20 protein-coding genes, 1 tRNA gene and 1 pseudogene are annotated in these 23,840 nt (G+C 37.0%); 6 read left to right on the top strand and 16 right to left on the bottom strand.

Annotated elements, in window-relative coordinates:
• Positions 1-6: 6 nt before the first annotated feature.
• A complete protein-coding gene (gene hemE / locus B554_RS0108660; RefSeq protein WP_004700197.1) occupies positions 7-1,080 on the bottom strand; it encodes a uroporphyrinogen decarboxylase in 1,074 nt (357 codons plus the stop codon).
• A gap of 303 nt (positions 1,081-1,383) precedes the next feature.
• Between hemE and B554_RS0108650 the strand changes: the two genes are divergently transcribed.
• Together B554_RS0108650 and B554_RS0108645 are read left to right on the top strand one after the other, a co-directional pair.
• Positions 1,384-2,628 (top strand): L,D-transpeptidase family protein, encoded by a 1,245-nt coding sequence (locus B554_RS0108650; RefSeq protein WP_019457752.1) that lies wholly within the window; start codon positions 1,384-1,386, stop codon positions 2,626-2,628.
• 186 nt (positions 2,629-2,814) lie between these two features.
• Positions 2,815-3,501 (top strand): pirin family protein, encoded by a 687-nt coding sequence (locus B554_RS0108645; protein WP_019457751.1) that lies wholly within the window; start codon positions 2,815-2,817, stop codon positions 3,499-3,501.
• On the opposite strand, the gene B554_RS18890 is transcribed toward B554_RS0108645, so the two are convergent.
• Together B554_RS18890 and B554_RS0108635 are read right to left on the bottom strand one after the other, a co-directional pair.
• On the bottom strand, positions 3,498-3,662 hold the full coding sequence (locus B554_RS18890) for a hypothetical protein (RefSeq protein ID WP_019457750.1): 165 nt from the start codon (positions 3,660-3,662) through the stop codon (positions 3,498-3,500). The genes B554_RS0108645 and B554_RS18890 overlap by 4 nt on opposite strands.
• Positions 3,663-3,984: 322 nt before the next feature.
• A complete protein-coding gene (locus tag B554_RS0108635; protein ID WP_019457749.1) occupies positions 3,985-4,608 on the bottom strand; it encodes a transcriptional regulator in 624 nt (207 codons plus the stop codon).
• 255 nt (positions 4,609-4,863) lie between these two features.
• On the opposite strand from B554_RS0108635, the gene B554_RS0108630 reads away from it, so the two are divergent.
• Together B554_RS0108630 and B554_RS0108625 are read left to right on the top strand one after the other, a co-directional pair.
• Complete coding sequence (locus tag B554_RS0108630; RefSeq protein ID WP_019457748.1) at positions 4,864-5,832, top strand: threo-3-hydroxy-L-aspartate ammonia-lyase; 969 nt, start codon at positions 4,864-4,866, stop codon at positions 5,830-5,832.
• A gap of 112 nt (positions 5,833-5,944) precedes the next feature.
• Positions 5,945-6,856 carry an ornithine cyclodeaminase family protein gene (locus tag B554_RS0108625; RefSeq protein ID WP_019457747.1) on the top strand — a complete coding sequence of 304 codons (912 nt, stop codon included), beginning with the start codon at positions 5,945-5,947 and terminating at the stop codon, positions 6,854-6,856.
• Positions 6,857-6,960: 104 nt separating this feature from the next.
• Here the strand turns inward: B554_RS0108625 and B554_RS0108620 are convergent, their stop codons facing one another.
• The 4 genes from B554_RS0108620 to B554_RS0108605 form a co-directional block, all read right to left on the bottom strand.
• Entirely contained in the window at positions 6,961-7,569 is a 609-nt protein-coding gene (locus B554_RS0108620; protein ID WP_019457746.1) for a M17 family peptidase N-terminal domain-containing protein, read from the bottom strand.
• An 18-nt stretch (positions 7,570-7,587) separates the two neighbouring features.
• A complete protein-coding gene (locus B554_RS0108615) occupies positions 7,588-9,048 on the bottom strand; it encodes an alginate export family protein (RefSeq protein WP_025465161.1) in 1,461 nt (486 codons plus the stop codon).
• A 111-nt stretch (positions 9,049-9,159) separates the two neighbouring features.
• Entirely contained in the window at positions 9,160-10,074 is a 915-nt protein-coding gene (locus B554_RS0108610; protein ID WP_019457744.1) for a hypothetical protein, read from the bottom strand.
• 32 nt (positions 10,075-10,106) lie between these two features.
• On the bottom strand, positions 10,107-10,538 hold the full coding sequence (locus B554_RS0108605; RefSeq protein WP_019457743.1) for a DoxX family protein: 432 nt from the start codon (positions 10,536-10,538) through the stop codon (positions 10,107-10,109).
• 319 nt (positions 10,539-10,857) lie between these two features.
• On the opposite strand from B554_RS0108605, the gene B554_RS0108600 reads away from it, so the two are divergent.
• Positions 10,858-11,715, top strand: coding sequence for a LysR family transcriptional regulator (locus B554_RS0108600; protein WP_019457742.1), 858 nt, complete (start codon positions 10,858-10,860; stop codon positions 11,713-11,715).
• Between the two features lie 132 nt (positions 11,716-11,847).
• On the opposite strand, the gene B554_RS0108595 is transcribed toward B554_RS0108600, so the two are convergent.
• From B554_RS0108595 to B554_RS19230, 4 genes are all read right to left on the bottom strand, one after another.
• Positions 11,848-12,411 carry a TetR/AcrR family transcriptional regulator gene (locus tag B554_RS0108595; protein WP_025465160.1) on the bottom strand — a complete coding sequence of 188 codons (564 nt, stop codon included), beginning with the start codon at positions 12,409-12,411 and terminating at the stop codon, positions 11,848-11,850.
• 727 nt (positions 12,412-13,138) lie between these two features.
• Positions 13,139-14,551: a MoeA protein gene (locus tag B554_RS0108585; protein ID WP_019457739.1), complete on the bottom strand. Its 1,413-nt coding sequence runs from the start codon at positions 14,549-14,551 to the stop codon at positions 13,139-13,141.
• A 434-nt stretch (positions 14,552-14,985) separates the two neighbouring features.
• On the bottom strand, positions 14,986-16,866 hold the full coding sequence (locus B554_RS0108580) for a potassium transporter Kup (RefSeq protein ID WP_019457738.1): 1,881 nt from the start codon (positions 16,864-16,866) through the stop codon (positions 14,986-14,988).
• A 259-nt stretch (positions 16,867-17,125) separates the two neighbouring features.
• Positions 17,126-17,251, bottom strand: a complete 126-nt coding sequence (locus tag B554_RS19230) for a hypothetical protein (RefSeq protein WP_019457737.1) — start codon at positions 17,249-17,251, stop codon at positions 17,126-17,128.
• Between the two features lie 279 nt (positions 17,252-17,530).
• Between B554_RS19230 and B554_RS0108570 the strand changes: the two genes are divergently transcribed.
• Positions 17,531-18,676, top strand: a complete 1,146-nt coding sequence (locus B554_RS0108570) for an acyltransferase family protein (protein ID WP_019457736.1) — start codon at positions 17,531-17,533, stop codon at positions 18,674-18,676.
• Positions 18,677-19,293: 617 nt separating this feature from the next.
• Here the strand turns inward: B554_RS0108570 and B554_RS0108560 are convergent.
• The 5 genes and pseudogenes from B554_RS0108560 to efp all read right to left on the bottom strand — a co-directional run bounded on the left by B554_RS0108560 (position 19,294) and on the right by efp (position 23,825).
• Positions 19,294-20,307: pseudogene (locus tag B554_RS0108560) on the bottom strand (tyrosine-type recombinase/integrase).
• 139 nt (positions 20,308-20,446) lie between these two features.
• Positions 20,447-20,523 (bottom strand) — tRNA-Val (locus tag B554_RS0108555).
• Positions 20,524-20,689: 166 nt separating this feature from the next.
• Positions 20,690-20,992, bottom strand: a complete 303-nt coding sequence (locus tag B554_RS0108545) for a YbdD/YjiX family protein (protein ID WP_002052430.1) — start codon at positions 20,990-20,992, stop codon at positions 20,690-20,692.
• 2 nt (positions 20,993-20,994) lie between these two features.
• Positions 20,995-23,091: a carbon starvation CstA family protein gene (locus B554_RS0108540; RefSeq protein WP_019457733.1), complete on the bottom strand. Its 2,097-nt coding sequence runs from the start codon at positions 23,089-23,091 to the stop codon at positions 20,995-20,997.
• A 164-nt stretch (positions 23,092-23,255) separates the two neighbouring features.
• Positions 23,256-23,825 (bottom strand): elongation factor P, encoded by a 570-nt coding sequence (gene efp / locus B554_RS0108535; protein WP_004700171.1) that lies wholly within the window; start codon positions 23,823-23,825, stop codon positions 23,256-23,258.
• Positions 23,826-23,840 lie beyond the last annotated feature (15 nt).

The raw sequence follows: 23,840 nt of genomic DNA, 5'->3' as shown, positions 1-23,840 counted from the left end.
AAAGAACTATCCTAGATATTTAGCACTATACTCATGCACTGTATCTACAAAGATTTTTGGTTGCGCAGGATCTACCCACTGGGTAATGCCATGACCCAAGTTTGCAACATAACCAGTCTTCTCACCATTTGCGTAAGCGTCATCTAACATCGCTTTTACGGCTTTTTCAATCGTAGCTGCTGAACCATATAAAACAGCCGGATCAAGGTTCCCTTGTAGAGCAACACGACCTGCTACAGTTGTACGGGCTGTATTTAATGGTGTAGTCCAGTCTAAACCTAATGCATCTGCACCTGTTGTGATCATTGGTTCTAACCACTGACCGCCACCTTTGGTGAATACAATGACAGGAATACGGCGCCCATCTTTTTCACGTTGCAGACCCGCAATAATCTTTTTCATATAGTTCAAAGAGAACTCTACATATTCACGGTGTGCTAAAGCACCGCCCCAACTGTCAAAGATTTGAATTGCTTGAGCGCCCGCATCAATCTGAGCATTTAGATAGTCAATCACTGAATCTGCTAAATGGTCGAGTAGCGCATGCAAAACTTCCGGCTGTGCATACATCATTTGCTTGGTAAAACGGAACTCCTTACTTGAACCACCTTCAACCATGTAAGTTGCTAGCGTCCAAGGACTACCCGAAAAACCAATGAGTGGAACCTGACCACCCAAAGCAGAACGAATTGTACTTACTGCGTTCATGACATAATCAAGATCAGATTTAGCATTTAACTTTGGTAAATTTGCTACATCTTGTTCAGTACGAACCGTTTTATGAAACTTAGGGCCTTCGCCTGTTTCAAAGTAAAGACCTAAACCGAGTGCATCTGGAATAGTTAAAATATCTGAAAATAAAATTGCTGCGTCTAAATCATAACGACGTAAAGGCTGTAAAGTTACTTCACAAGCAAACTCTGTATTTTTGCATAAAGATAGAAAGTCACCCGCTTTTGAGCGTGTTTCGCGATATTCAGGCAAATAACGTCCTGCTTGGCGCATCATCCATATCGGTGTGGTGTCTACAGGCTCACGTAATAAAGCACGTAAGAAACGATCATTTTTAAGTGTCGTCATTGCCGATCTCTATCTTTTTCATGTGGCAGCATCATATCAAAACGTAGATGTTTTTATAATTTCAATTTCATACAAAAAACTTGTCAATCCACTAAAAAATGCATATTTACACAAAAGTCTACTGCAAGAAGCTCGGTTTTCTGCAATACTTGCAACATGTTACATCGGGTTTATTGATATTCCTTTAATGATTAAATTCACCAATATTGAATGCGCAAAAATTGCGTTGTTGGTGATTTTATAAACGTTAGGATCAGTCTCCTTGCCCTATTGCTTATATGAAAATTCTTAAGGTTGAATTACATGTTTGTTCGCTCATTACTCGCTATGAGTTTAAGTTGTATTATTGCTAATGTTGCTTTGGCTGCGTCAACAACTGAGCAACCACTGAACCCTAAAAAAGTATCTGCTCCTGTAGAAGATCCAATTGATCCGCTTGCTGTAGATGCTGCTTCAACTGCAAAAGCCCAAGCGCAGACACAGATTACTGCTCAAGAACAAAATGATTTAAATCGAGCGTCTACAACATTACAAAATTTGCAAAAAGCTGAAGATCCAAATGCTGATTCAGGCATTGCTGCTTCAGAACCAACTGCACCAGCTAAAACAGCGACAGCTACTAAGACTTCTGCTCCTGCTCCAGCTGTTTCATGGACATTAGATAGCTTAAACAATGCTGACTGGTACGAAAACATTGGCAAAGGCCAACTTCCAGTTTATGCACGTGCTCACGTTATGTTGAACAATGCACATGCTTCGCCGGGTGCGATTGATGGCATGAGCGGTAAAAATACCCTAAAAGCAATTGCATCTTTCCAGCAAATGAATGGTTTATCTCCTACTGGCGAGTTAACTAAAGAAACTTGGGATGCACTTGTTGCAAAACAAACAAAACCAGCATTTATTGAATACACGATTACTGATGCAGACCTAAAAGGTCCATATGCCGAGTCAATTCCTTCTGACTACGCATTACAAGCCAAAATGAAAGGTTTGTACTACACACGTGTGACTGAAATGTTGGGCGAAAAGTTCCATATTGATGAAGGTTTCTTAAAGAAATTAAACCCGAAAGCAACCTTCAAAAAAGTTGGTGAGAAAGTTATTGTTCCAAACGTACGCAATGACTTACCAGAAGACATTCATTTAATTATTGCGCATAAAGGTGCTAAACAGTTGTATCTGTTTAATAGCCGCAATCAAATGATTGCCTCATTTCCTGCAACAATTGGCAGTACTGATACGCCATCTCCGACCGGTACTTATAAGGTAGTTGGTGTTGCGCGTAACCCTTGGTATAGCTACTCACCTTCGAACTTCGTACAAGGTAAAAACTTAAAACCACTTTCTTTACCACCAGGTCCTAACGCTCCTGTAGGTAATATCTGGATTGGTTTAAGTAAAAAATCATTCGGTATTCACGGTACGCCAAACCCGTCTTTAATTTCTAAAACTGCATCACACGGTTGTATCCGTTTAACCAACTGGGATGCTAACGATTTAGGTAATAAAGTACGTTCTGGTGTTACTGTTAAATTCTTAGAATAATCTTTAAAAAAAAGAAAGCCTGCTTTATGCAGGCTTTTTTTATATCTTAAATTTAAAACGAATATTTATAGACATTTCATCATATTAAAAACGCAACAATATGTTGCATCTACTCTATTTTTAGCTTGATTCTACAGGTTTAACATAGTCCTCAAGAGATCAATAATAATTTGAGGAGATCAAATCATGAATGCTTTTTTGCATCGTAGTGAAGATCGTGGTCATGTTAAAGCGGGTTGGTTAGAGTCTTATCATAGCTTTTCATTTGGTAACTGGTATAACCCTAAATATATGGGTGTCAGTGCATTACGCGTTATTAATGATGACCGAATTGATGCCCATAATGGTTTCGGCACGCACTCTCATGACAACATGGAAATTTTAACCTGTGTGCTGGATGGTGCAATTTCACACCGTGATACCATGGGAAATGAAGGCCAAATTAAGGCTGGTGAATGGCAACTCATGAGTGCTGGTACAGGCGTGGCGCACAGTGAAATCAACAACACTGATACCCCCGTACATCTATTACAAATCTGGATTATTCCAGATGTAAAAGAAGCCGAGCCAAATTACCAACAAATTAATTTGGACCCACGTAAAGATCCAAATAAATGGCATTTAATTGCAGGCCCAGATGCAAATGCACCGATGCATATTCGCCAAAATGCAGAAGTAAAATCTGCTGTATTGGAAAAAGGAAATGAACTTCCTGTTGAAACATCAAAACGGGTAAATTACGTTCATGTGATTTCAGGTGTAATTCGTATTGGTGATCAAGAAGTTAAAGCTGGTGATGCTTTAGTGTTTGAAGATAATGCCGTGATTCATGCACTTGAAGACAGTCAATTTATTTGGTTTGATTTACCTTAAACAGCTAAAAGCCCTTTTATATAAAAGGGCTTTTTAGTCACTACCACCACCACTATCGCAGCTGCTTGAGTCCGAAGATGACGAACAATCATTTGAATAGCTTGAGCTATGATGATGGCTATTGTCATAAACATGATGGTTTGCTGACGATGAATAATCATGCTCACTCGATGATGAATAATTCTTTCGATAGCGAAGAGCTGCAATTAACAGAAATAATCCCACACTGGAAAAAATGGTAATAAATACAATAAAAAATACCTTCAAATAACGACCTCCTAAATAAATCTATATAGATGATTGCTGTATCACCTACTTCTTTATTTAAATGAGCCATGCTGATTAAACAAGTTATTTTTTGATAAATACCATAAAACTTTTAAAGCAAAAAACTGGATGAGTAACCTTTCAAAAAGCACGAAGGTTACGCAGTACCTAGTTCAACACACACTATGTCTAATCTTATAAATGATGAAAAAGCTTTTAAGTTTCCTTTACATATAAATAAGCACTTGCTCTAGATATACCTAAATGCTGAGCAACCGTCTCGACAGCCTTTTTAATGTCTAATAAGCCATTATTCTTGAGTTCATGTATTAACTGTTTTCGCTCATTGAGTTTTAGCATACGCGGTGTCGTAGCATGTTTTGAGGCAAATTGATCGATATATCTTCGAATTGCTTCTGTACCATTCGGTTCCAGATTTTCAATAATGTTGTCAGTTTCAATTTTAGTGAACTGGTCTAAAGCACTTTGCATTCCCCTAAATAGGGTTAAATCTATATTCATACATAAAGCGGCCACATATTGCCCTTCTTCATCTTTAATTCCTATAGACGTACTTTTGGCAGGACGACCATCTGCAAACTGGTTTGCGTAGTTTGAAATGAGGTTTGGAAATTCTGGAGACATGATTCTAGCCAGCCCTAACTCGGTTGCTGGATCACCAATTTTTCGACCAGATAAATTGTTATGTATAGAGAGTATGGCATGCTCAGGATTTGTTAAGTCATGGACAACAACTTCGCAAAAAGGAAATAGCGTTTCACTTAGCCCCTTCGCGATAGTATCTAGTTGAGTGAGTAAATGTTTATCACGATTGCCCAATGTATTTCCTCCTAATGACTTAGTTACTATTTCAAACCCTAACGTAAAGCATGCAATAGTAATTTAGACTTTTTATCTAATTTTAAACTTAATGTAAATCAAAATCTTATATCTCATTGTTATCACATTAGAAAATAAAATTAGACATTTTATCTAAAAATATATATTTTATCTAAACAAGGTCAGTATATTGTGCGTTGCTTGAGCAATAGTAAATCTTGCATCCGAAAACATTGAATAGAATTAGGTTTAATTATGAAAAATTTAACCCTTCCCACTTATGACGATGTGGCAGCCGCTGCTGAACGTATAAAAGGTTTTGCAAATAAGACTCCTGTTTTAACTTCACGTACTGTGAACAATGAGTTTGAAGCAGAAGTATTTTTTAAATGTGAAAATTTTCAGCGTGTTGGCGCTTTCAAATTTCGTGGTGCAATGAATGCGCTTTTGCAATTTAGTGAAGCTCAAAAAAAAGCGGGTGTGGTTGCTTTCTCTTCAGGAAACCACGCGCAAGCAATTGCACTTTCAGCAAAAACTCTTGGTATTCCAGCCATAATCGTTATGCCACAAGATGCACCTGCCGCAAAAATGGCAGCAACGCGAGAATACGGCGCCGATATTGTTGAATTTGACCGCTATAGAGAAGATCGAGAAAAAATTGGAAAAGAAATAGCTGAAAAAAATGGCCTGACACTCATTCCATCTTATGACCATCCTCATGTAATTGCAGGTCAAGGAACGGCTGCAAAAGAGTTATTTGAAGAAGTCGGCGAATTAGATTACCTGTTTGTATGTTTAGGGGGCGGTGGTTTATTGGCAGGTTCTGCCCTGTCTGCTCACCATCTCTCTCCAAACTGTAAAATATATGGTGTTGAACCTGCTCTAGGAAATGATGGACAAATGTCTTTTAGAAAAGGAGAAATTGTCCATATTGATACGCCACAAACCATTGCCGATGGCGCTCAAACTCAATATTTAGGTAAATTAACATTCCCTATTATTCAAAAGAATGTTGATGACATTTTGACAGTAGAAGATGAAGACCTCATTAGCTGTATGAAGTTCTTTGCTGAAAGAATGAAAATGGTGGTTGAACCGACAGGATGCCTCGGATTTGCTGCTGCACGTAATTTAAAGCATGAGTTAAAAGGCAAACGTATAGGCATCATTATTAGTGGTGGCAATGTCGATATTTCTAAATATGTAGAGTTTTTATCTGCTTAATAAAAGTTAGTGCCTATCTATGAGTTCAGTTAATACATCATAGATAGGCATTACATGCTACTCGCCTCTCAACATGTTCGTGTCTTAATTTAAATAAACTTTTGGAGATATGATGAGATTTATTTCTGAGTCTGAATCTGCTGCTCTCATCAATCATGAACTGGCTTATGGCGCCATTTACCAAGCTTTAATTGCTGCAACTCAACCCGACACTAAAAGTTTTCCTGTGGTTCACGGTCAAGGTTCCGATAGTAAAAATACCTTTAGCGTTAAGTCATCGGCGACCGAGCATTTGGCTGGCCTTAAAGTTGGTTCTTTTTGGGAAGATAACCCTAAAAATGGTTTGCCTCGTCATAACGCGCTCATTTTATTATTTAATCAAGCCAATGGAAAAATGGCAGCGGCCATCGAAGCAGGCAAAGTCAACGCGTTTCGTACAGCGGCATCTAATGCTGTTGCAACCCACGTACTTGCAAGAAAAGATTCAAAAGTCTTGGCGATATTTGGTACAGGAAATCAGGCCAAATATGAATGTGAGGCTTTAGCGAGAATTAGAAATTTCGAGCAGATTTTGATAGTTGGACGTGACACAACGAAAGCTGAAAAAATGGCAGAAGACTTAAAACCATTAGGTATTCAGCTTCACATTACGAGTGCAAAAGAAGCCTGTGAACAAGCCGATATTATTGTGACCGCGACTTCTTCAAAGACTCCCCTTTTTAAAGCTGAATGGGTTAAAGCTGGCACACATATTTCATCTATGGGTTCAGATAAACAAGGCAAACAAGAGCTTCCGCCAGAACTATTTTCACATAGTGATTTATTTTGCGACCTTAATGTTCAGTCTAAAGTCATTGGTGAATTTCAACATGCGTCTGAGACTGCAACCTTAATCAATATAGGTGATGTGCTTTTAGCAAACGCTCAAGGTAGACAGTCTCAGGAACAAATCACAATTTATGATAGTTCAGGCTTATCTATACAAGATTTATATATCGCTCAGAAAATTTTAGAAATTTCTTAATATTGATCATTTAACTGCATCGTTCAGGCTGATGCAGTTAAATTAAAATCATGTTCCTTTTTATAATGCTTTACTGAATTTTGTTTTTAAAATCAGAATGAATCTTAAATAAAAACTTTGGCAAAAGACGCTATATATTGCTCGGCCTTGACCTCATAATTTTGAAAACCCGAATCAAAAACCCATCTTTCAATTTCAGATTTTTTGACTAAATTTTGCAAATAAAGCTGATGATGTCGGTCTAATTCTTCTTTTAAACTTCTTAGCATGAGTTCATTTAAACCAGTGGGAGGATTGAGACCTGTATCTAAAAGACTCGGCGCAAATGCCACACTTTTGAGTTCCAATTGATGCGCTGTTCTTACAACACTTTTTATCGCAGTCTCGATTCGCTCTAACGTGAAATCTTCTGGCGCTCCCATGCCTATAAGCAAAACTTTAGAAGCTTGTATGGTTGAGGGAGTTTGATTTATTAAAAGAGAGTCATTGAGTTTCGCACTAAACCAGTTATTTTTCCGTATTTCATATAGTTTGCCGTTTAGAGCTTCATCTAAATGTGCCAAACCACCCGAAAAAGAACGGTTATTCATTTCATGTTCAAAAATACAAGCACAGGAAAGCTCAACCACAGCCGTGGCGCAGTCCCAAGTCACGAGTTCAATGTTTAAATTTTGGTAACGCCCAATTTTAGTTTGCTTTATATCTGTGCTCATATTTTTACTCTTCTCGTTTTACCAACCATATTTCAGCTCAAGGCCTAAATAGTTTGCGTCTTTACCACCCGCTTTCTTAATGGTATCTCCAACCTCAAAGTGCACGCCTTCGGCCGCCACAGACAGATTGGAATTAATTTTTCGATCTGCTCTGAGTTGAAGATATGCCCCAGTCCAACTTGAACCTTGCCCCGCAGTATTTGCCATGCTGTTATTGCCTTGGAAATAAATCGCATCTTGGGTGGTTTCACGCCACTGAAAACCTAAGGCACTTAACAGAGTAAGCTTCTCGGAAGGCTTGAGCGTCAAAGAAGGTTTTAGGTGAATAATATTGCTATAACCACTATAACCCGCCAAAGTAAAATATGAGCCATTTGCAAAAAGCTGGTTAAAGGTATTAAGTTGATTATCGTTGGTACTTTTGTCGCCTGTGGCAATATCAAACTGCACCCCTAAACGAGGTGACCACGGTTGATCAGCAAAAGTGTATCCCGTAATACTACTGAGCGCCCAAGCCTGAATTGTTTGTCCACCAATTTTTCCATGCTGAAGCATGCCTTCAACATCCCAATCGACATTATTCTTTTTACCCATATGACGAAGGTCATATAAGTCTCGAACCTCATTCCCTTTAACACTTGGAAAAGACGCATTATCTCGTTCATAACGCGAGTAATAACCTGATAACTCACCATCCCCTACATTTTGTTTATCTACACGAAAGCCGCTAAAACTTAAATTGCTTTTTGAGTGGTCATTAAACGTTGAATCTTTTTCTATCTGAACAGGTCTGGTGAGATAACCTAAAATTCTCCAGTCGCCATATTCATAACCTGACCATACGCCATCAAAGGCTTGCCGAACGTTTGGGCCTTCTCTATTTGAAATAAAGCGCTGTAAGTCAAAAGCCATTTCTTGACGGCCTACTCTAAATTTAAAAGTTCCATTGTTTAAAGGACTCACCCATGCAATAAAGGCTTGCTCTATATCGATTCTATTTTGGTCGGTACTGGAAATATTTTTTTTATCAAACGCGCGGGCATCACTTAGCTGAGTAAATAATTGTAAATGATCACCTATTCGTACATCTGCATGCGCTTGTAATCTTTGAATTAAATAACTATCGGCCTGATTATTTCCAGTACCAAACTTGGCATTATTATTGACTTCAAAACGTTCACGAATATTTGCCCCCAGTGATAAATAATTATTATCACCAAAAGGTATATATTTGAAGTCGTCCCCTATTTTCTTTGGCACACACGGATTTTTTAAAACATCCCAATTTTCTTGCCAACGATTCGTTGAGATTTTTGGACGAGTTGGACATGCATTTGTATTTGAGGCTTCATTTTCTGCATAAGCAGATTCGTAGAAAAATAAACTGCTGGTTAATAACAGACTCATTTTTATTATTTTCAGGTAAGTCTCTGAGTGCTTAGTTCGATATGTTCTATCTTTAAAAACATGCGAGGCCATCAAGTGTTATCCATGGTAATAAATAGGTCGTTGCAGAGACTTGGTTTTTTGCACTCATACTGCTCTTAGGCAACATAAGTGCAAATTTCAATCCATCATTTAGGCTATAAATTATTTGATAGACGCATGAATTTCAGCGATATAACCGCCCGGGAACTGTACCATTGCTGACTCACGACCATCCGACTTATAAGCATTCACCAAAACAGATGCACCTGCTTTTGTGGCTTTATCTAAAGTTTCAGATAAGTTTTTAACTTCATAACCCGTCATATCACGCCCATACGGATAAGGAAGATGACCATTGGTCACGAACACTGTCATTTTGCCGAAGTCAGACTCAACGCGAATACGTCTATAGGTTTCGTTTGGGCGACCAATTTCTATACCTGCAGCTTTAGGATTATCGGAAACGACTTTACCGTGCGAGAAACTCACGAACTTCTTAACAAACGAGTCGGCACTTTGTTTTGAAACATAAATACGATTTTCTGGAACAGTCTCTAACTGGTTATAGTTAGGCTTAGTCGTGTGCCAATAGAGTTGCATATTTACGCCACCCGGCCATTGGACAATCGCATCACGCCCAATTGGGTCTGGGAAAGCATCTACAATGACATCTGCCCCATTTGCTTTGGCAGCCTGCACTGCTGCATCCATGTCTTTGACTAAATAGCCTGTTCTTTCCAAACCAAACGGATATGGAATTGGGGTTTTAAAACCAAATACAGACAATGTGCCTACTGGGGTCAATACAAGCTGAGACATCGTCTGGCTCGGGGTTGGTGTGACTTGGAAAACACCTTGTTTCGACTTGGTACCACCGAATGTTGCGACCAAGCTATCGGTAAATTTGTCAAAGTCTTCAGGGTTTACATAAACATGCGTTGTATCGTATTGGGCGGCTACACCAGGCGCCTCACTTTTTATAATTGTTGTTGTTTTGGCAAAAACTTGAGGAACTAGGGCAACATTTGTGCCCACTAGCATGGTGCTTAAAAGCAATGCTGATAATGATTTACGCATAAAATGCTCCTGTTTAAATGAGATGCTTAAACTTATTGTGATTTTGAAGATTGATTAGAAAGAATGGTGACCATCACCAACGCAGCGATGAGCCCAAGATGTTCGAAGAAACTATTAAATGTACTAAAAAATGCTGGGCCTGTATGATTCCAAAAGTCGTTTGCAACGAGCATCGCAACTCCAGTTAGACAACCTAAAGCCCCTGCTCCTAACCAGACAAAACGATTAAAAATAACTAAGAGCGAACCAACAATTTCAATAAAAATCGCTGTAGCTGCCCAGAGCCAAGCAGGCTGTAAACCAAAACTCGCCTGCTCTTCAATAGCCGCATGAAATCCGATGAATTTATTAATTCCCCCGACTAAATAGGCTGAAACAAGTGCAAGTCGAAGTAGCGGAAGCAATCCATGAATTGATAAGATCTTTTTTACCCATACTGGGTTATTATTAATCAAGTCACTCATCTATTTACCTTTTTGAAATCTCATAGTTTTAATATTTAAAAAATATAAGTTTCATGCATTAATAAAAGTTTATAAAATATGCAATATTCATGATCTAATTTATAAAATTATCTTTATATAAATAAGACAATTTAAATAATTTTAAATATCTTATTAACCTTTAAAAAACCAAATAACTTACGATATATAAAATCAAAAATCCGTGTAAACTACTAGATATTTATTTAAATACAAACTGTATTCTAAAAAGATACAATGATTGATATACAGATATTCCTCATATAATTTAGCGGCAAGATCATTTAGCCTTTAAAATTTGATGGATAAAATAGACTGTATTAATACTTTTATAAGTGTGGTTGAGAATGGAAATTTTAGTCATGCTTCTAGAAATCTAGGCATTACGAGAGATCAAGTTTCAAAAAGAATTTTTTATTTAGAAAGTCTATTTAATACATCATTATTTATACGCAACACCCGAAAGATGGACCTGACTCGCTCTGGAGAAAAGTTCTATGAGCGATGCAAAGTGATTGTAAAAGAGTTAGATTTAGCAGCTCATGACTTTGTATACGACCAGAAGTACCCTGAAGGCTTACTCAAAATTAGTGCTCCACATGCCTTTATCCAAACGTGCTTTTCAGATGTTATTTCTAATTTTCTAATCAAATATCCTCATATTGAAATTGATCTTATGTTTTCAGACCACTCCACTCATATCAATCAGCATAAGTTTGATGTGATTTTAAAAGTTGAAGAAAATATTGAAGAGCAAAATACTTTTATTTTAAACACGTATAAAAGAAGCTTTTATGCAACAGATGCATATTTAAATAAATATGGAAAACCGAAAAATATAGAAGAGCTTAGAGAGCATAGCATTTTACTATATTCTAAAGATGACTTAAAAAATAATATTATTAACTCAATACCAAAATTAACATGTAATAATATAGAAATTCTTTTAGAACTTTGTAAGAGAAATCAGGGTATTTTATTTGCACCTGACTTTTTAGCAAAAAAATATGAAGATGAGGGAATTATTATTAATTATTCAAAAACCCTTTTAAACTCGGATCTTTATTTTTATGCAACCACACCTTATGGATCGAGAGTTCCAAAGAAGGTAGAACTTTTTTTAAATTCTTTAAAGCAGCATTTTTCAAATTATCATTAAGTTAATAAAACTTTAGCCGCTAAATTACTCTTTTCCTTTATCTACATTTCTCAAAAACTCTATTTATCTCTGCTCTAAAAAGCCTTAAATTACTTTAATTTAGGGCTTTTCAGTCATACAAAGCTATCAAGTTTATTTGTTATAAGTTAGAGTCCGCAGAAAATATTCAAGCATCTGCTCTTTGTCGTCTGCTCCATCCGAACCTAAAAGTTGAATAATTCCGCCTTCAATCATATATAAAAAGAGTTTGGCATCGGTAAATGAAACATCGGTTTTAACTAATCGAAGCTGGCTATAAATTTCATTGGTGAGCCATGTTCTGTACCTCACGGCTGTTAGGTACGCGTTTGGGTAGCTATTTTTAGTTTCAAAAATGGCCTTAAATAATAGGTAATACGGCCCTTCTATATCACTATGTAGATAATATAGTTTCTTAAGTTTATCTAACGCGCTTGTGGCATGGTCATATTCGACCATTTCAATGACTTGGTCTTGGAGGCGTTCTTTTTGCACAACTAGACAAATGTCAATAAACCGCTCTTTAGAGTGAAAGTAGTTATAAAACGTCATTCTCGTTATTTCAGTTTCTCTCACGATTTTGTCGACACCGACTGTGTGAAAGCCACCATGATGAAATACCTGAATCCCGTTATTTATAACTTTTACAGCACGTGCTGGGAGAGTTAAATTTGGCATAGTTTTACCGTTATAAATTAAATTTTTGTTGTATATAAATGAGATATAAAAGCCTTTCACTTTTTTAAAGCTGAAAAAAGGCATAGCAAAACCATAAAGACTGTGCTTGGCACATCTCAAGTTTTATAGTGAATGCAAGTTTTTTGAGCCGTAATGACTGAAAGCCCGAAAACCCTATAGGTCATCAAGCTGCTTTAAATTTTTAAGTGGTGTCGTTATAGCTTTTGGCAACGGCTGCCAAGAAATAATGGATGTGCAAAGCCAACTCCTTTTTATTGGGAGTTCTGCCAGACATTTATAGAATTATGGTGGCAGAACGGAAGAAGGTTGACAGACTAGTATTATCTCAAACTAGCACACCCGAAGGTGTCCCTCTCCCGTCCTACCGCTACGGGAAAGAGACGAGTGGCACACCACACACAAAACTATTCCTCAGAAGGAAAAGCTCTGATGCGGGAGATAATATTCAGCCTGTCAAAGCCGGCTGGCAATGTGGCCAGCAGGCAAAGAATAGTGCCCAACCCTGTTGCAGTCAAGCACACAAAATGACATTTGTTTTAAATTAGATCATTAAAAAGTAAGAATAAATAATGAATAAGTGATTGTTTAAGTGGGGTTTATAAAGGGGGGTTTTTAAGGAATTAAACTTTAAAAGAGTAAGCTTTTGAGGGTGTAACCTTTCTTAAAGGTGAGAAGGTTACACACCCAATTAAGTTATAGATAGAAATTAGACTTCATCTATTTTCATAAAATATAAATCAGTGCCTTTTGCAATTGTTTGTTCTTGAAAAGGAACCATCACAATACAATTCGCTTTAACAAATGGCTCTATCTGATATGGCTGCTGTTGGTCGATAATTTCTAATATATATTCCCCATTTTCTTGAGCCTTATAATGCCCCCATAACAACTTTCTGTTTGTCATATCAGGAACAATCTCTATATCAACTTTACCCTTAAAGTAAGCATGATCAAAAAAGTCTGAGATATGCTTATTCAAAATATATTTCACGAAAGCATGCATCAGAATCGCAATATCTTGGATATCACCCGGTAAGTTAATAATAGTCGCTTTGTCTTCTGTAACGACTACTCTCATACCTTTATGATTACCGCTTTCATCATAAATTTGCACTGTCTCACGACTAGGTGGAGTCCTATCTTTACCTTTAAGAATTTTAATTTCATGGGCTGGTATACAACGTGTATTCAAAGCCGATGACATGCTGCTTTGATCAAAGATTGGAAGTTTTTCAAGCTGGAATAAAGAAGAACGATTATTTTGATATGTGCAGCAAAGAATGACATCAAAGTTTGAGGTTTGTTCTTCAAAGAAGTTTATATAATCGTCCCTGCTCGTCGTTAATGAGTCATCTAAAGCTGGGTCATTATCTTTTTTAAGATTATTAAATGCAGCATCATAACGTTCAGGTTTAAGTGATTTGATTTCTACCTGTTCATAGCCCCATGTTTTCAAGAGATCTTTAACATATAGACTTTCCTCACTCATTTCATTTTTATCGAAGGAATGCATACTTACAACGAGAATTCTGGGATTTGTATATATAGATAATTCTTTGATTCCCGCTCGTCTTAAAACAATTAATTTTTCAGGAGTCAGTTTCTCATCTTTTTTTAGAATCACATCGCCTTGTTTAAATATACTGCCTTTAGAAATGACACCATGCATGGCTGGAATGGAGCCAGTAATTTTTTTAGCCTCGGTATCAGAAAGATCTAATCTTTCATCTTGTTCGTCAACGACTGAATCTAAAGAGTCTGGCAATTTTGTATAGGCAGGAATTTCTAACAAGCTCGGAGCTTTTAGGTCTAATTTATATGGATTAATAGATCTATAAAGTTGTTGCCCCCAATAGTACCAATGAGTAATTAATAAAGGGCTTTCTTTACTTGCAGATTGAGTTATTTCTGAGTTAATAGCCCATCCTGAATAGGCTGATAAATTATGTAGAGGATAATCCTGTAAAGCATATACATCACTTGCGTTAACTTGATTTAATGCTTCATCAAGCTCTACAGTTTCTTTTAAATCACCTTTAGGCAAATTTATATTGATGTGGTAAAAAATGTCCGTTAAATGATTTGGTAAGTTATCTGGTATTGGAAGTTTTTTTTGCATAAATATAGTTCCTAGAAGTACCTCAAATAAGAGGTACTTCGCTAATTTTAATTATTAATCCACATTAATAAAGAACTTATCGCCATCTAAGACGCGTTCGGTATTAAAGAAAGACCTTCAAAATACCTCACTCATTACATTATTTGCTCTAAAATCTATTTTCTAAAAATTGGCTGTATAGCAAATTATAAGAATCAGAAATACACCTCTTTATTTTGCTTTAGCAAAGACTTTATAACGTCAATAAAAAAACCCTAAACCATTATAGTTTAGGGCTTTTTAAGTCATGTAAAACTATTTGAGCTTATATAAAAATAGGCAGATCTATATATTTTTATTTACCCAATTCATGAAAATAAAAAGCTTAAATCTTCTAAATTTAAGCCTTAAAAAAGCCTCTTATTTCCGCGCATATAAAATCAATCAAGACATCCCTAAATCTCTACTTGGCTCCCCATTTCTACCACTCGGTTAGCTGGTATCTGGAAGAAATCACTAGCAGGACTCGTATTAAGTTGCATAGAAATGAACAGTTTTTCACGCCATGAAACAATACCGTCACCTACGTTATGAATTACACGTTCACGTGATACAAAAAAGCTTGTGTCCATAATGTTATACGGTTGATTCAACTTAGTTAAAGCTTGTTCTAATGCTTGAGGTACATTTGGCTGCTCTTTAAATCCATAATAAGCAGTGACTCGTAAAAAGTGCTTATCTAACACTTCAACATCAATGCGTTCTGATTCATCTACATATGGAATGTCACGAGTATTTATAGTGATCAAAATATTACGTTCATGAAGTATTTTGTTATGTTTTAAATTATGTAGTAAAGCATGAGGAACAACTTTTGGACTACTTGTCATAAATACAGCCGTTCCACTCACCATATAAGCACTAGACTCCAAGCTCTTAATAAATAAATCTAATGGCATAGTGTCATTTTGCAACTTGCTCAGTAGTAATTCACGTCCACGGCGCCATGTTGTCATAATTATAAAAGTGATTGCCCCCATCATTAATGGGAACCAGCCGCCATCTACAATTTTTAGTGAAGTTGAAGCAATAAAGAGGAGATCTGGAATTAGCAAAGGTATCGCAATTAACAACATAACCCACGAAGGCCATTTCCATAAGTGATACATGATGAAAGCAACTAAAATCGTATCGCAAAACATAGTCAAAGTTACTGCAATACCATAAGCTGAAGCTAGATTAGCGCTAGATTGAAACATAAGCACTAAACTAATAATCATGCCAAGCAACATCCAGTTCAATGCTGGTATATAAATCTGACCAATTTCAGATTCAGAGGTATGGTCAATCGCAAAACGTGGTAAATAACCTAATTGCATAGCTTGACGTGCCATAGAAAACACACCTGAAATAACTGCCTGAGAGGCAATTACTGTCGCAGCCGTTGCTAAAGCAATCATAGGATATAATGCTATTTTTGGTACCATCATGAAAAAAGTATTCTCAATGGCCTGCGGGTTTTGCAGAATCAATGCACCTTGTCCTGCATAGTTTAATACCAAGCATGGTAGCGCAACCAAAAACCAAGCTAATTGAATTGGTTTACGACCAAAATGGCCCATATCCGCATATAGCGCCTCTCCACCTGTAATCGTCAATACAACTGCTCCCATAACTACAAATGCAGTCACGGGGTTATTTTCAATGAAAGGAAAAGCCCAATACGGATTAAGCATATTCAAGATAAAAGGGTTCTTGATAATGTGAGATAGGCCAATAAAACCTATTGAGAAAAACCAGAGTAGCATGATAGGTCCAAAAAAACGGCCTACGGATCCAGTTCCCTTCTTCTGGATCATAAATAATCCAATTAGAATCACGATCGTAATTGGTATCACATACGGTGTAAAAATAGGGGTTGCTACCGACAATCCCTCTACTGCTGACAATACTGAAATAGCGGGGGTAATAATGCCATCACCAAAAAATAATGAAGCACCAAATAAACCAATTGTAATTAACCCAAAGCGCACTTTAGGTCCAATTTTCTTATTGTGCATGTTAAGAGCTAATAAAGCTAAAATGCCACCCTCACCATGATTATCAGCACGCATAATTAACATACTAAATTTCAAGGAAACCACGATCATCAGTGCCCAAAAAATCAATGATAAAATGCCTAGAACATTCGCTTCATTTATAGGAACATTATGTGATGTATGAAAACATTGGGTAAAAGCATACAGTGGACTAGTACCAATATCCCCAAAAACCACCCCTAAAGCACCCAATGTCATTGCTGACATTTTTTGACGTCCAATCTCATGTGAACTCATCCATATCTCCTTGATATGAAATTATTATTCTTATTTAAAAAGTACTAACACCTATAGCCCACTATCATTGATCAAAATATAAAAATCAAGAGCATTAATAATCAATAAGATATTACTTCCTATAATAAGGGGGACTATAAACACATTTAGACTCCAAACTTTTTAAATAAGCTTCATGCTCAATTTCATTACGCTTATGCTTCTGTTTAGCGTGATACCAGTCCATTAGAAAACCGCCGATACCAATGATGATACTGACCTAGAAAGTGAGGTCGATTGAACCAATCCGACCTGAAGCAGCTCCTACCATATTTCCTCCATATGTTGCAGCTTTATTCGTCGCCAATGCTGTCGACTTATCAATAAATTGCTGATTATCTATCATGACCAATTTCTCCAAAATTTAAGCAATAAAAAAGCCTGCGAATGCAAGCTTGGTGTCAATATTGTTAACTTAAATAATAAAATCATCTCTATTTAATGGAAATTTACATCAAATATTTATATATCAATATATCCACTACAAACAAAAGTATTGAGATAATAATAAAAAATTCGCCACCCCCAACAAAAAAAACAATAATTGAAAGTAATATCAAAGCAATAGAATTTAAATCACTAATCTGTTAGCTTTAACGAAATTTTAACTTTAACCAAAAGAGCAATGGATAAATTACATTCAGCCGAAAGTATACGCGGTCTAGCTTGTATAGCAGTTGTTTTCTCACATCTATTCGGAACTTTCTATCCACAATTACATAATTTTTATGAATCAGCTTTACCAAAATTTCAGTTAGCAGAGACAATTTATAACTCACCTTTTACTTTTTTATACTCAGGCACTGGTGCTGTTTTTGTTTTCTTTGTATTAAGTGGTTATGTCTTAACCCTTTCATCATTGAAAACTACAGATTACAAAAAGCGTTTCTCAGTTTCTATCACAAAAAGATATCCGCGCTTAGCTATACCTGCCCTATTCTCTTGTTTGTTAATGTATTTAGTACTACAGGTCAATGTAGACGTTTCAAATATAGCTGAAGCAATGCAAAAGATGAAAATACAACCTAACTTTTTTGACGCGGTTTACAATGGCACCATTGGTGCATTTGCCACAGGAGATCAACGTTATAATCGAGCATTGTGGACTATGCGAATAGAGCTTATCGGTTCATTTATCATCTACATTGCTTGCTTGTTGCAATATAAACCTGCACTAAGACATCTGTTTTTATTAATTATTGCAGTAGTTTCTACTAAAATACCTGAACAAATACAACTAGGTTTCTATAGCTTTATTATTGGTCATTATTTTTATTTCTTTCGCAATAAAGTCCCTGAAATTATAAGTATTGGAATATTTGTACTTGGCCTATATTTCTGTGGAGCACATAATACTAGTACTAGCTATACTCTTTTTAGCAAAATATTAGGTGAAAAAACATATGAATACCTTAACTTTTTAGGGGGAATTCTTATTGTCTTAGCTGTATTAAAATCAAAAATTATCGACAAGATTCTGGATAAAAAACCATTAATATGGCTTGGTAAAGTTTCTTTTGCAATTTACCTAATACATATTTCAATTATTTATATTATATGTGTACCTATATTTAATCTATTAATGAATAATGGTTTTTCATTTGTATTTTCCTCACTGCTATCCAGCTTAATAACATTTATTGCAATTCTATTTTTCTCTAATTATTACAGCAAGTATGTAGATGATTTCGCTATAAACTTCTCAAGCAAATTTTCAAAATTCATCTTAGGACTACTTAGTAGAGCAACAAGAGTATTTGCTAAAAACTAAAAACAGGGCTCATAAAGAGCCCTGTTTTATAGGACACCAGTACAGAGCATATTCGTAAAGTTGACAGCTTCTTTGAAGTTTTTAAGCTTCCCAAGAAAAATTAGAAGATCCGAAAATCGTTCAAAAACTGGAGGCGCTGCTAGCTGGACACATCATGAGCATCTATAGAAATGCTAGCCTTAATCCACCTCCACGCGTTTTACATGATGGAGGTTTTATATATGCGGATCCTGCGCCAGAGTAATACGCGAATCATTTGCACGAAGGTATGAAATTGTTTGCTCAAGCAATAGATGAAATGTCGGAAAAAGATGGAGGGAATAATGGCTGAATTTATCGTAACGATTGAAGCGGATTCAGCACCTCAAATCGTTCTCGATCAAATGCTTCTTTGGCTATACTGTTACTGCCCTGAAGCTTGAAAAATGCAAACTCGTATCTGTTAATATATCCCTCAGATGAAACCATACGCACTAAATGCATTACCATCAATCAAGGTATAACGGCAAGCATATGTACAATCCAGATGCTGCTGATGCAATATTAAAAAATCGAAAGATCAGACGCGGAACCAAAAGAAAAAATTAATTATATGTCCGCTTTATGCGGGCTTAGTTTTATCCGTTAAATGTCTCAATCAGATCATTAGCATCAGGGTTACAGTAAATATTAACTAAAACTTCAATTTTCTTATGACCCGTGATTTTCGCTAAAACTTCAACTGGCATTTTTCTAATTCGCATCATTCGAGTAATCGCCTCATGACGAGTGTCATGAAAGTGAAAATCATGAAGTTCTATAAGTATTGTCCGTCTTTCCCGCATAAGTCGAAATGCATTTAGAGACTGAGGGATTACCTTTCATCCATCATGTTTTATCAAATCAAGTAATACTTTAGCATCTTCTGATAATGGTATATTTCTAGCCCCACCATTTTTTGAAGCTGGGATATAAATATGACCGTCATATATTTCATTCTTTTGCTGAGAAGTTCATTTCTACGCGTTGCTGTTTCAATAGCAAATAAAAAGCCCCAAGCCACATAATTTTCCGATAAGGCTGGAGTAATACCCCTTTTATATTCTAAGACTTTTAAAACTAAATCTATTTCAGAAGGATGAATACGTCTGTCACGAGCCTTTGTTTTTTGGTTTTGTAATTTGCATCCAAATATTTTCATTAATCAAAAATAGCTCTTTGTGTGCATAAGTAAACATAGCACTGTAATGAGAAATTTCTTTTAAGACGGTATTAGTACCAACTTCCGTCATACGTCGATTACGCCAGTTAGTTAAATCTTTTGAAGTAATATCATATATGGATTTTTGAGCAAGCGCCCCGAATTTCATTTCAAAATTCTTATACTGACCTTTAATCCATTCCGTTGAAGATTTGGATGGATTTAGCATTCCCACTTCCTGATAATATTTATTATTCAAATCACGGAACAGCAATTTTGGTTTTTCTTCACCATTTTCAATTTTTTTCTGAGCCTTTAACTCTAGCAGTTTGGGAGCAGCCCATTTTTCACATTCTTTTGCAGTATCACTAGGTGCAATAATAGCTTTTCCTTGTTGAGATACTATTATTGTGTATGTCTTCCCCCTTTTACACGGTGTTGGTATCTTCATGTTGTCACAGATGTCGCAGATGGTTTGGAAATATTGCCATATTTGCCAAAATTTCTAACTCTGCCAATTATTAAATGCGACAAATAGGCATAAAAAAGGGCTTACACGTTATGAAACGATGTAAACCCTTTATAAATCTTGGTAGGTATATCCAGACTCGAACTGGAGACCTCTACGATGTCAACGTAGCGCTCTAACCAACTGAGCTATACACCTAGAATGGAAAGCATAATATTCATTTTTCAAAAGCAAAACAAGAGATTTGCCATTGAAAAAAATACAAATGAGCAGACTTTAAGCAAACTTTTTTCATTTTCCAAAAAATAAAACGGTACATGGTTCAACCACATACCGTTTTGTTTAGCTGAATTTAACTCTCAATTTAACAAGGGCATTTCTTTAAAGTACCGCCTGCCGATGGATAACGCACATCAACACAATGACGATAGAAAGTCTTCGCATCCATAGGTGTTAAATCTGGATGATGGGCTTTCATATGCTCCAAATACGTTTGATAGTCCGGCACGCCTACCATAAGTCGGAAGCTTTGCTGCAAACGCTGCCACAAGGTTGCTATACGCGACCAGTTCTTTGGAGAAAGTAATAGCTCTTTTTGCGAGAGCACTGTCATTTTGATGATTTTCGCAATAATGACAGTTCCATTTTTTGCAAATTTAAAATTCATCTTTATTCTCCTCGAGTGGTAACCACTTCAGGATCGGCATATACCGCAGGTGCTTCATTTACAGTCGGAGTACGACTCGCTAAAGCACGGCGAACAATACCAATTGAGGCAATAATCATGACAATCGATACAATCATAAAGAAGCCACAAAGCGCAGCATTAATCTGATTCGACATCACAATGTTTTGCATCTCAGCAATAGTTTTGGCTGGTTTAATAATTTCACCGCGAGCAATCGCATCAGAGAACTTATGTGCTTGCGCCAAGAAACCAATTTTTGGGTTTTCGTGGAAAATCTTTTGCCAACCGGCAGTCATACAGGTCACGAACAAGAAAATAGTTGGGATAATCGTTACCCATACATATTTTTCTTTTTTCATTTTAAACAGAATGACTGTACCTAAAATGAGTGCCATAGAAGCCAGCATTTGGTTACCAACACCAAACAGAGGCCATAATGAATTAACGCCACCTAATGGGTCAATCACACCTTGATAGACGAAGAAGCCCCATCCACCAACTGCAACGGCTGTACCAACCAAATTACCAAAGAATGAACCTGATGCTTTAACCGCAGGAATAACAATACCTACCGTGTCTTGCACCATAAAACGACAAGCACGAGTACCGGCATCGACAGCAGTTAAAATAAACAATGCTTCAAACAAAATGGCAAAGTGATACCAAAATGCCATCATTTGGCGGCTATTAAAAATTTCAGAAATGATATGAGCCATACCAATAGCAAAAGTAGGCGCACCACCTGTACGTGAAAGAATAGAGCTTTCACCTACTTCTTGAGCCAACACAGTCAACATTTCTGGAGTAACGACGAAACCTAAGTTACGTACAGCTTCTGCCGCAGACTCTACAGTTGTTCCAAGTACTGCCGCTGGCGCATTAATCGCAAAATATACACCTGGGTCTAAAACTGTCGCACAGATCATGGCCATGATCCCGACAAAAGACTCCATAAGCATACCGCCGTAGCCAATCACACGAATATCAGCTTCGTTATCGACGAGTTTTGGTGTTGTACCACTTGATACAAGCGCATGGAAACCAGAAATAGCACCACAGGCAATGGTAATAAATAGGAATGGGAATAAACTACCTGAGAAAACTGGACCTGTACCATCAATGAAGTGAGTTACAGCAGGCATTTTCAATTCAGGTAATGCAATGATAATACCCACCGCTAAACCGAGAATCACCCCGATTTTAAGGAAGGTAGATAAATAATCACGCGGTGCTAACAACAACCAAACTGGTAATACCGATGCGATAAAACCATAAATGATGAGACACCAAGTGAGTTGTGTACCAGTTAAAGTGAAGAACTCACCCCAGTACGGGTCAGCTGCAACATGTCCACCATAGACAATTGCCAGCATCATTAAAACAAAACCAATAATTGAAACTTCGGCAATACGTCCCGGACGGATAAAACGCATATAAACGCCCATGAACAATGCAATTGGAATGGTTGCTGCAATACTAAATACACCCCACGGACTGTGTGCAAGTGCTTTCACAACCACCAACGCCAGTACTGCAAGGATAATAATCATTACCCCGAGTGCACCGAGCATTACCACAACACCAGCAAAAGAGCCAAGCTCCTGCTTTGCCATTTCACCAAGTGAACGACCATCACGGCGTGTCGATATAAATAAAACTAAAAAGTCTTGTACCGCACCTGCCAGAACCACACCAACCAGTAGCCAAATGGTTCCCGGTAAAAATCCCATTTGTGCTGCCAAAATTGGTCCGACTAGCGGCCCTGCTCCAGCAATTGCAGCAAAGTGGTGACCAAAAAGCACATATTTATTGGTGGGAACATAATCCAGACCATCGGCTAAACGATGTGCTGGGGTTAAACGTCTTGGGTTTAATTCAAATACTTTAGTTGCAATAAATAGACTATAAAATCGATATGCGATGCTATATACACATGCTGCAGCTAGTACAAGCCAAACCGCGTTAACATGTTCACCACGACTGAGTGCCAGCATCCCAAAAGAAATTGCACCTATAATTGCCACTAGGCTCCAGACCAGCTTGGAGGGAAGCGTAGATTTCGCTTGCATTGTGTCCATTCTTAACCTCTCAATAAATAACTACAGCATTTTTATATTGTTATGTACTGTTTCTCTTAATCCCTGTGACTCTACTCCTCCTTTTTCTTTTTTCCTCTTATACTTTCGCATAAAAAAAGGGATGATTTACATCATCCCTTCGATAATAGTGTATTTTTTAACTATTATGCACGCTCTAAATAATCGCCAGTACGAGTATCTACACGAACGCTTTCTTCTTGCTGAACAAATAACGGAACACGAACAACCGCACCTGTTTCAAGCTTAGCTGGTTTACCGCCACCGCCAGATGTATCACCACGTACGCCCGGATCAGTTTCAACGATTTTTAATACAACGAAGTTCGGTGGGCTTACTGTTAAAGGTACGCCGTTGAACAACATAATTGTACATTTTTCATTTGAATCGTCTTTTAACCATTTAGCAGCATCGCCCATTGCAACTTTGTCTGCAGCGATTTGCTCAAAAGATACAGGATCCATGAAGTTCCACATTTCACCATCGTTGTATAGGTATTCCATTTCAACTTCAACGATGTCAGCTGCTTCTAAAGAGTCACCTGATTTGAAAGTTTTTTCTAATACTTTACCGGTTTTAAGGTTACGTAATTTTACACGGTTGAACGCTTGACCTTTACCTGGTTTTACATATTCGTTTTCCATGATAGAACATGGGTTACCATCAAGCATAACCTTAAGGCCAGCTTTGAAATCATTTGTAGAATAATAGGCCATGAAAGGCACACTCCA

The organism is Acinetobacter sp. GG2 (assembly GCF_000292385.1).
Lineage (GTDB): Bacteria > Pseudomonadota > Gammaproteobacteria > Pseudomonadales > Moraxellaceae > Acinetobacter > Acinetobacter seifertii.
This window is presented reverse-complemented; position numbering and strand designations above follow the sequence as displayed.

Excerpts from the sequence above, each read along its gene's own strand:
- B554_RS0108610 (WP_019457744.1), bottom strand. The coding sequence starts at position 10,074 with ATGCGTAAATCATTATCAGCATTGCTTTTAAGCACCATGCTAGTGGGC.
- B554_RS0108545 (WP_002052430.1), bottom strand. The coding sequence starts at position 20,992 with ATGAATTTTAAATTTGCAAAAAATGGAACTGTCATTATTGCGAAAATC.
- B554_RS0108645 (WP_019457751.1), top strand. The coding sequence starts at position 2,815 with ATGAATGCTTTTTTGCATCGTAGTGAAGATCGTGGTCATGTTAAAGCG.
- hemE (WP_004700197.1), bottom strand. The coding sequence starts at position 1,080 with ATGACGACACTTAAAAATGATCGTTTCTTACGTGCTTTATTACGTGAG.
- B554_RS0108625 (WP_019457747.1), top strand. The coding sequence starts at position 5,945 with ATGAGATTTATTTCTGAGTCTGAATCTGCTGCTCTCATCAATCATGAA.
- B554_RS0108570 (WP_019457736.1), top strand. The coding sequence starts at position 17,531 with ATGGATAAATTACATTCAGCCGAAAGTATACGCGGTCTAGCTTGTATA.
- B554_RS18890 (WP_019457750.1), bottom strand. The coding sequence starts at position 3,662 with ATGATTATTCATCGTCAGCAAACCATCATGTTTATGACAATAGCCATC.
- B554_RS0108630 (WP_019457748.1), top strand. The coding sequence starts at position 4,864 with ATGAAAAATTTAACCCTTCCCACTTATGACGATGTGGCAGCCGCTGCT.
- B554_RS0108600 (WP_019457742.1), top strand. The coding sequence starts at position 10,858 with ATGGATAAAATAGACTGTATTAATACTTTTATAAGTGTGGTTGAGAAT.
- efp (WP_004700171.1), bottom strand. The coding sequence starts at position 23,825 with ATGGCCTATTATTCTACAAATGATTTCAAAGCTGGCCTTAAGGTTATG.
- B554_RS0108585 (WP_019457739.1), bottom strand. The coding sequence starts at position 14,551 with ATGCAAAAAAAACTTCCAATACCAGATAACTTACCAAATCATTTAACG.
- B554_RS0108580 (WP_019457738.1), bottom strand. The coding sequence starts at position 16,866 with ATGAGTTCACATGAGATTGGACGTCAAAAAATGTCAGCAATGACATTG.
- B554_RS0108620 (WP_019457746.1), bottom strand. The coding sequence starts at position 7,569 with ATGAGCACAGATATAAAGCAAACTAAAATTGGGCGTTACCAAAATTTA.
- B554_RS0108650 (WP_019457752.1), top strand. The coding sequence starts at position 1,384 with ATGTTTGTTCGCTCATTACTCGCTATGAGTTTAAGTTGTATTATTGCT.
- B554_RS19230 (WP_019457737.1), bottom strand. The coding sequence starts at position 17,251 with ATGATAGATAATCAGCAATTTATTGATAAGTCGACAGCATTGGCGACG.
- B554_RS0108605 (WP_019457743.1), bottom strand. The coding sequence starts at position 10,538 with ATGAGTGACTTGATTAATAATAACCCAGTATGGGTAAAAAAGATCTTA.
- B554_RS0108615 (WP_025465161.1), bottom strand. The coding sequence starts at position 9,048 with ATGGCCTCGCATGTTTTTAAAGATAGAACATATCGAACTAAGCACTCA.
- B554_RS0108540 (WP_019457733.1), bottom strand. The coding sequence starts at position 23,091 with ATGGACACAATGCAAGCGAAATCTACGCTTCCCTCCAAGCTGGTCTGG.
- B554_RS0108595 (WP_025465160.1), bottom strand. The coding sequence starts at position 12,411 with ATGCCAAATTTAACTCTCCCAGCACGTGCTGTAAAAGTTATAAATAAC.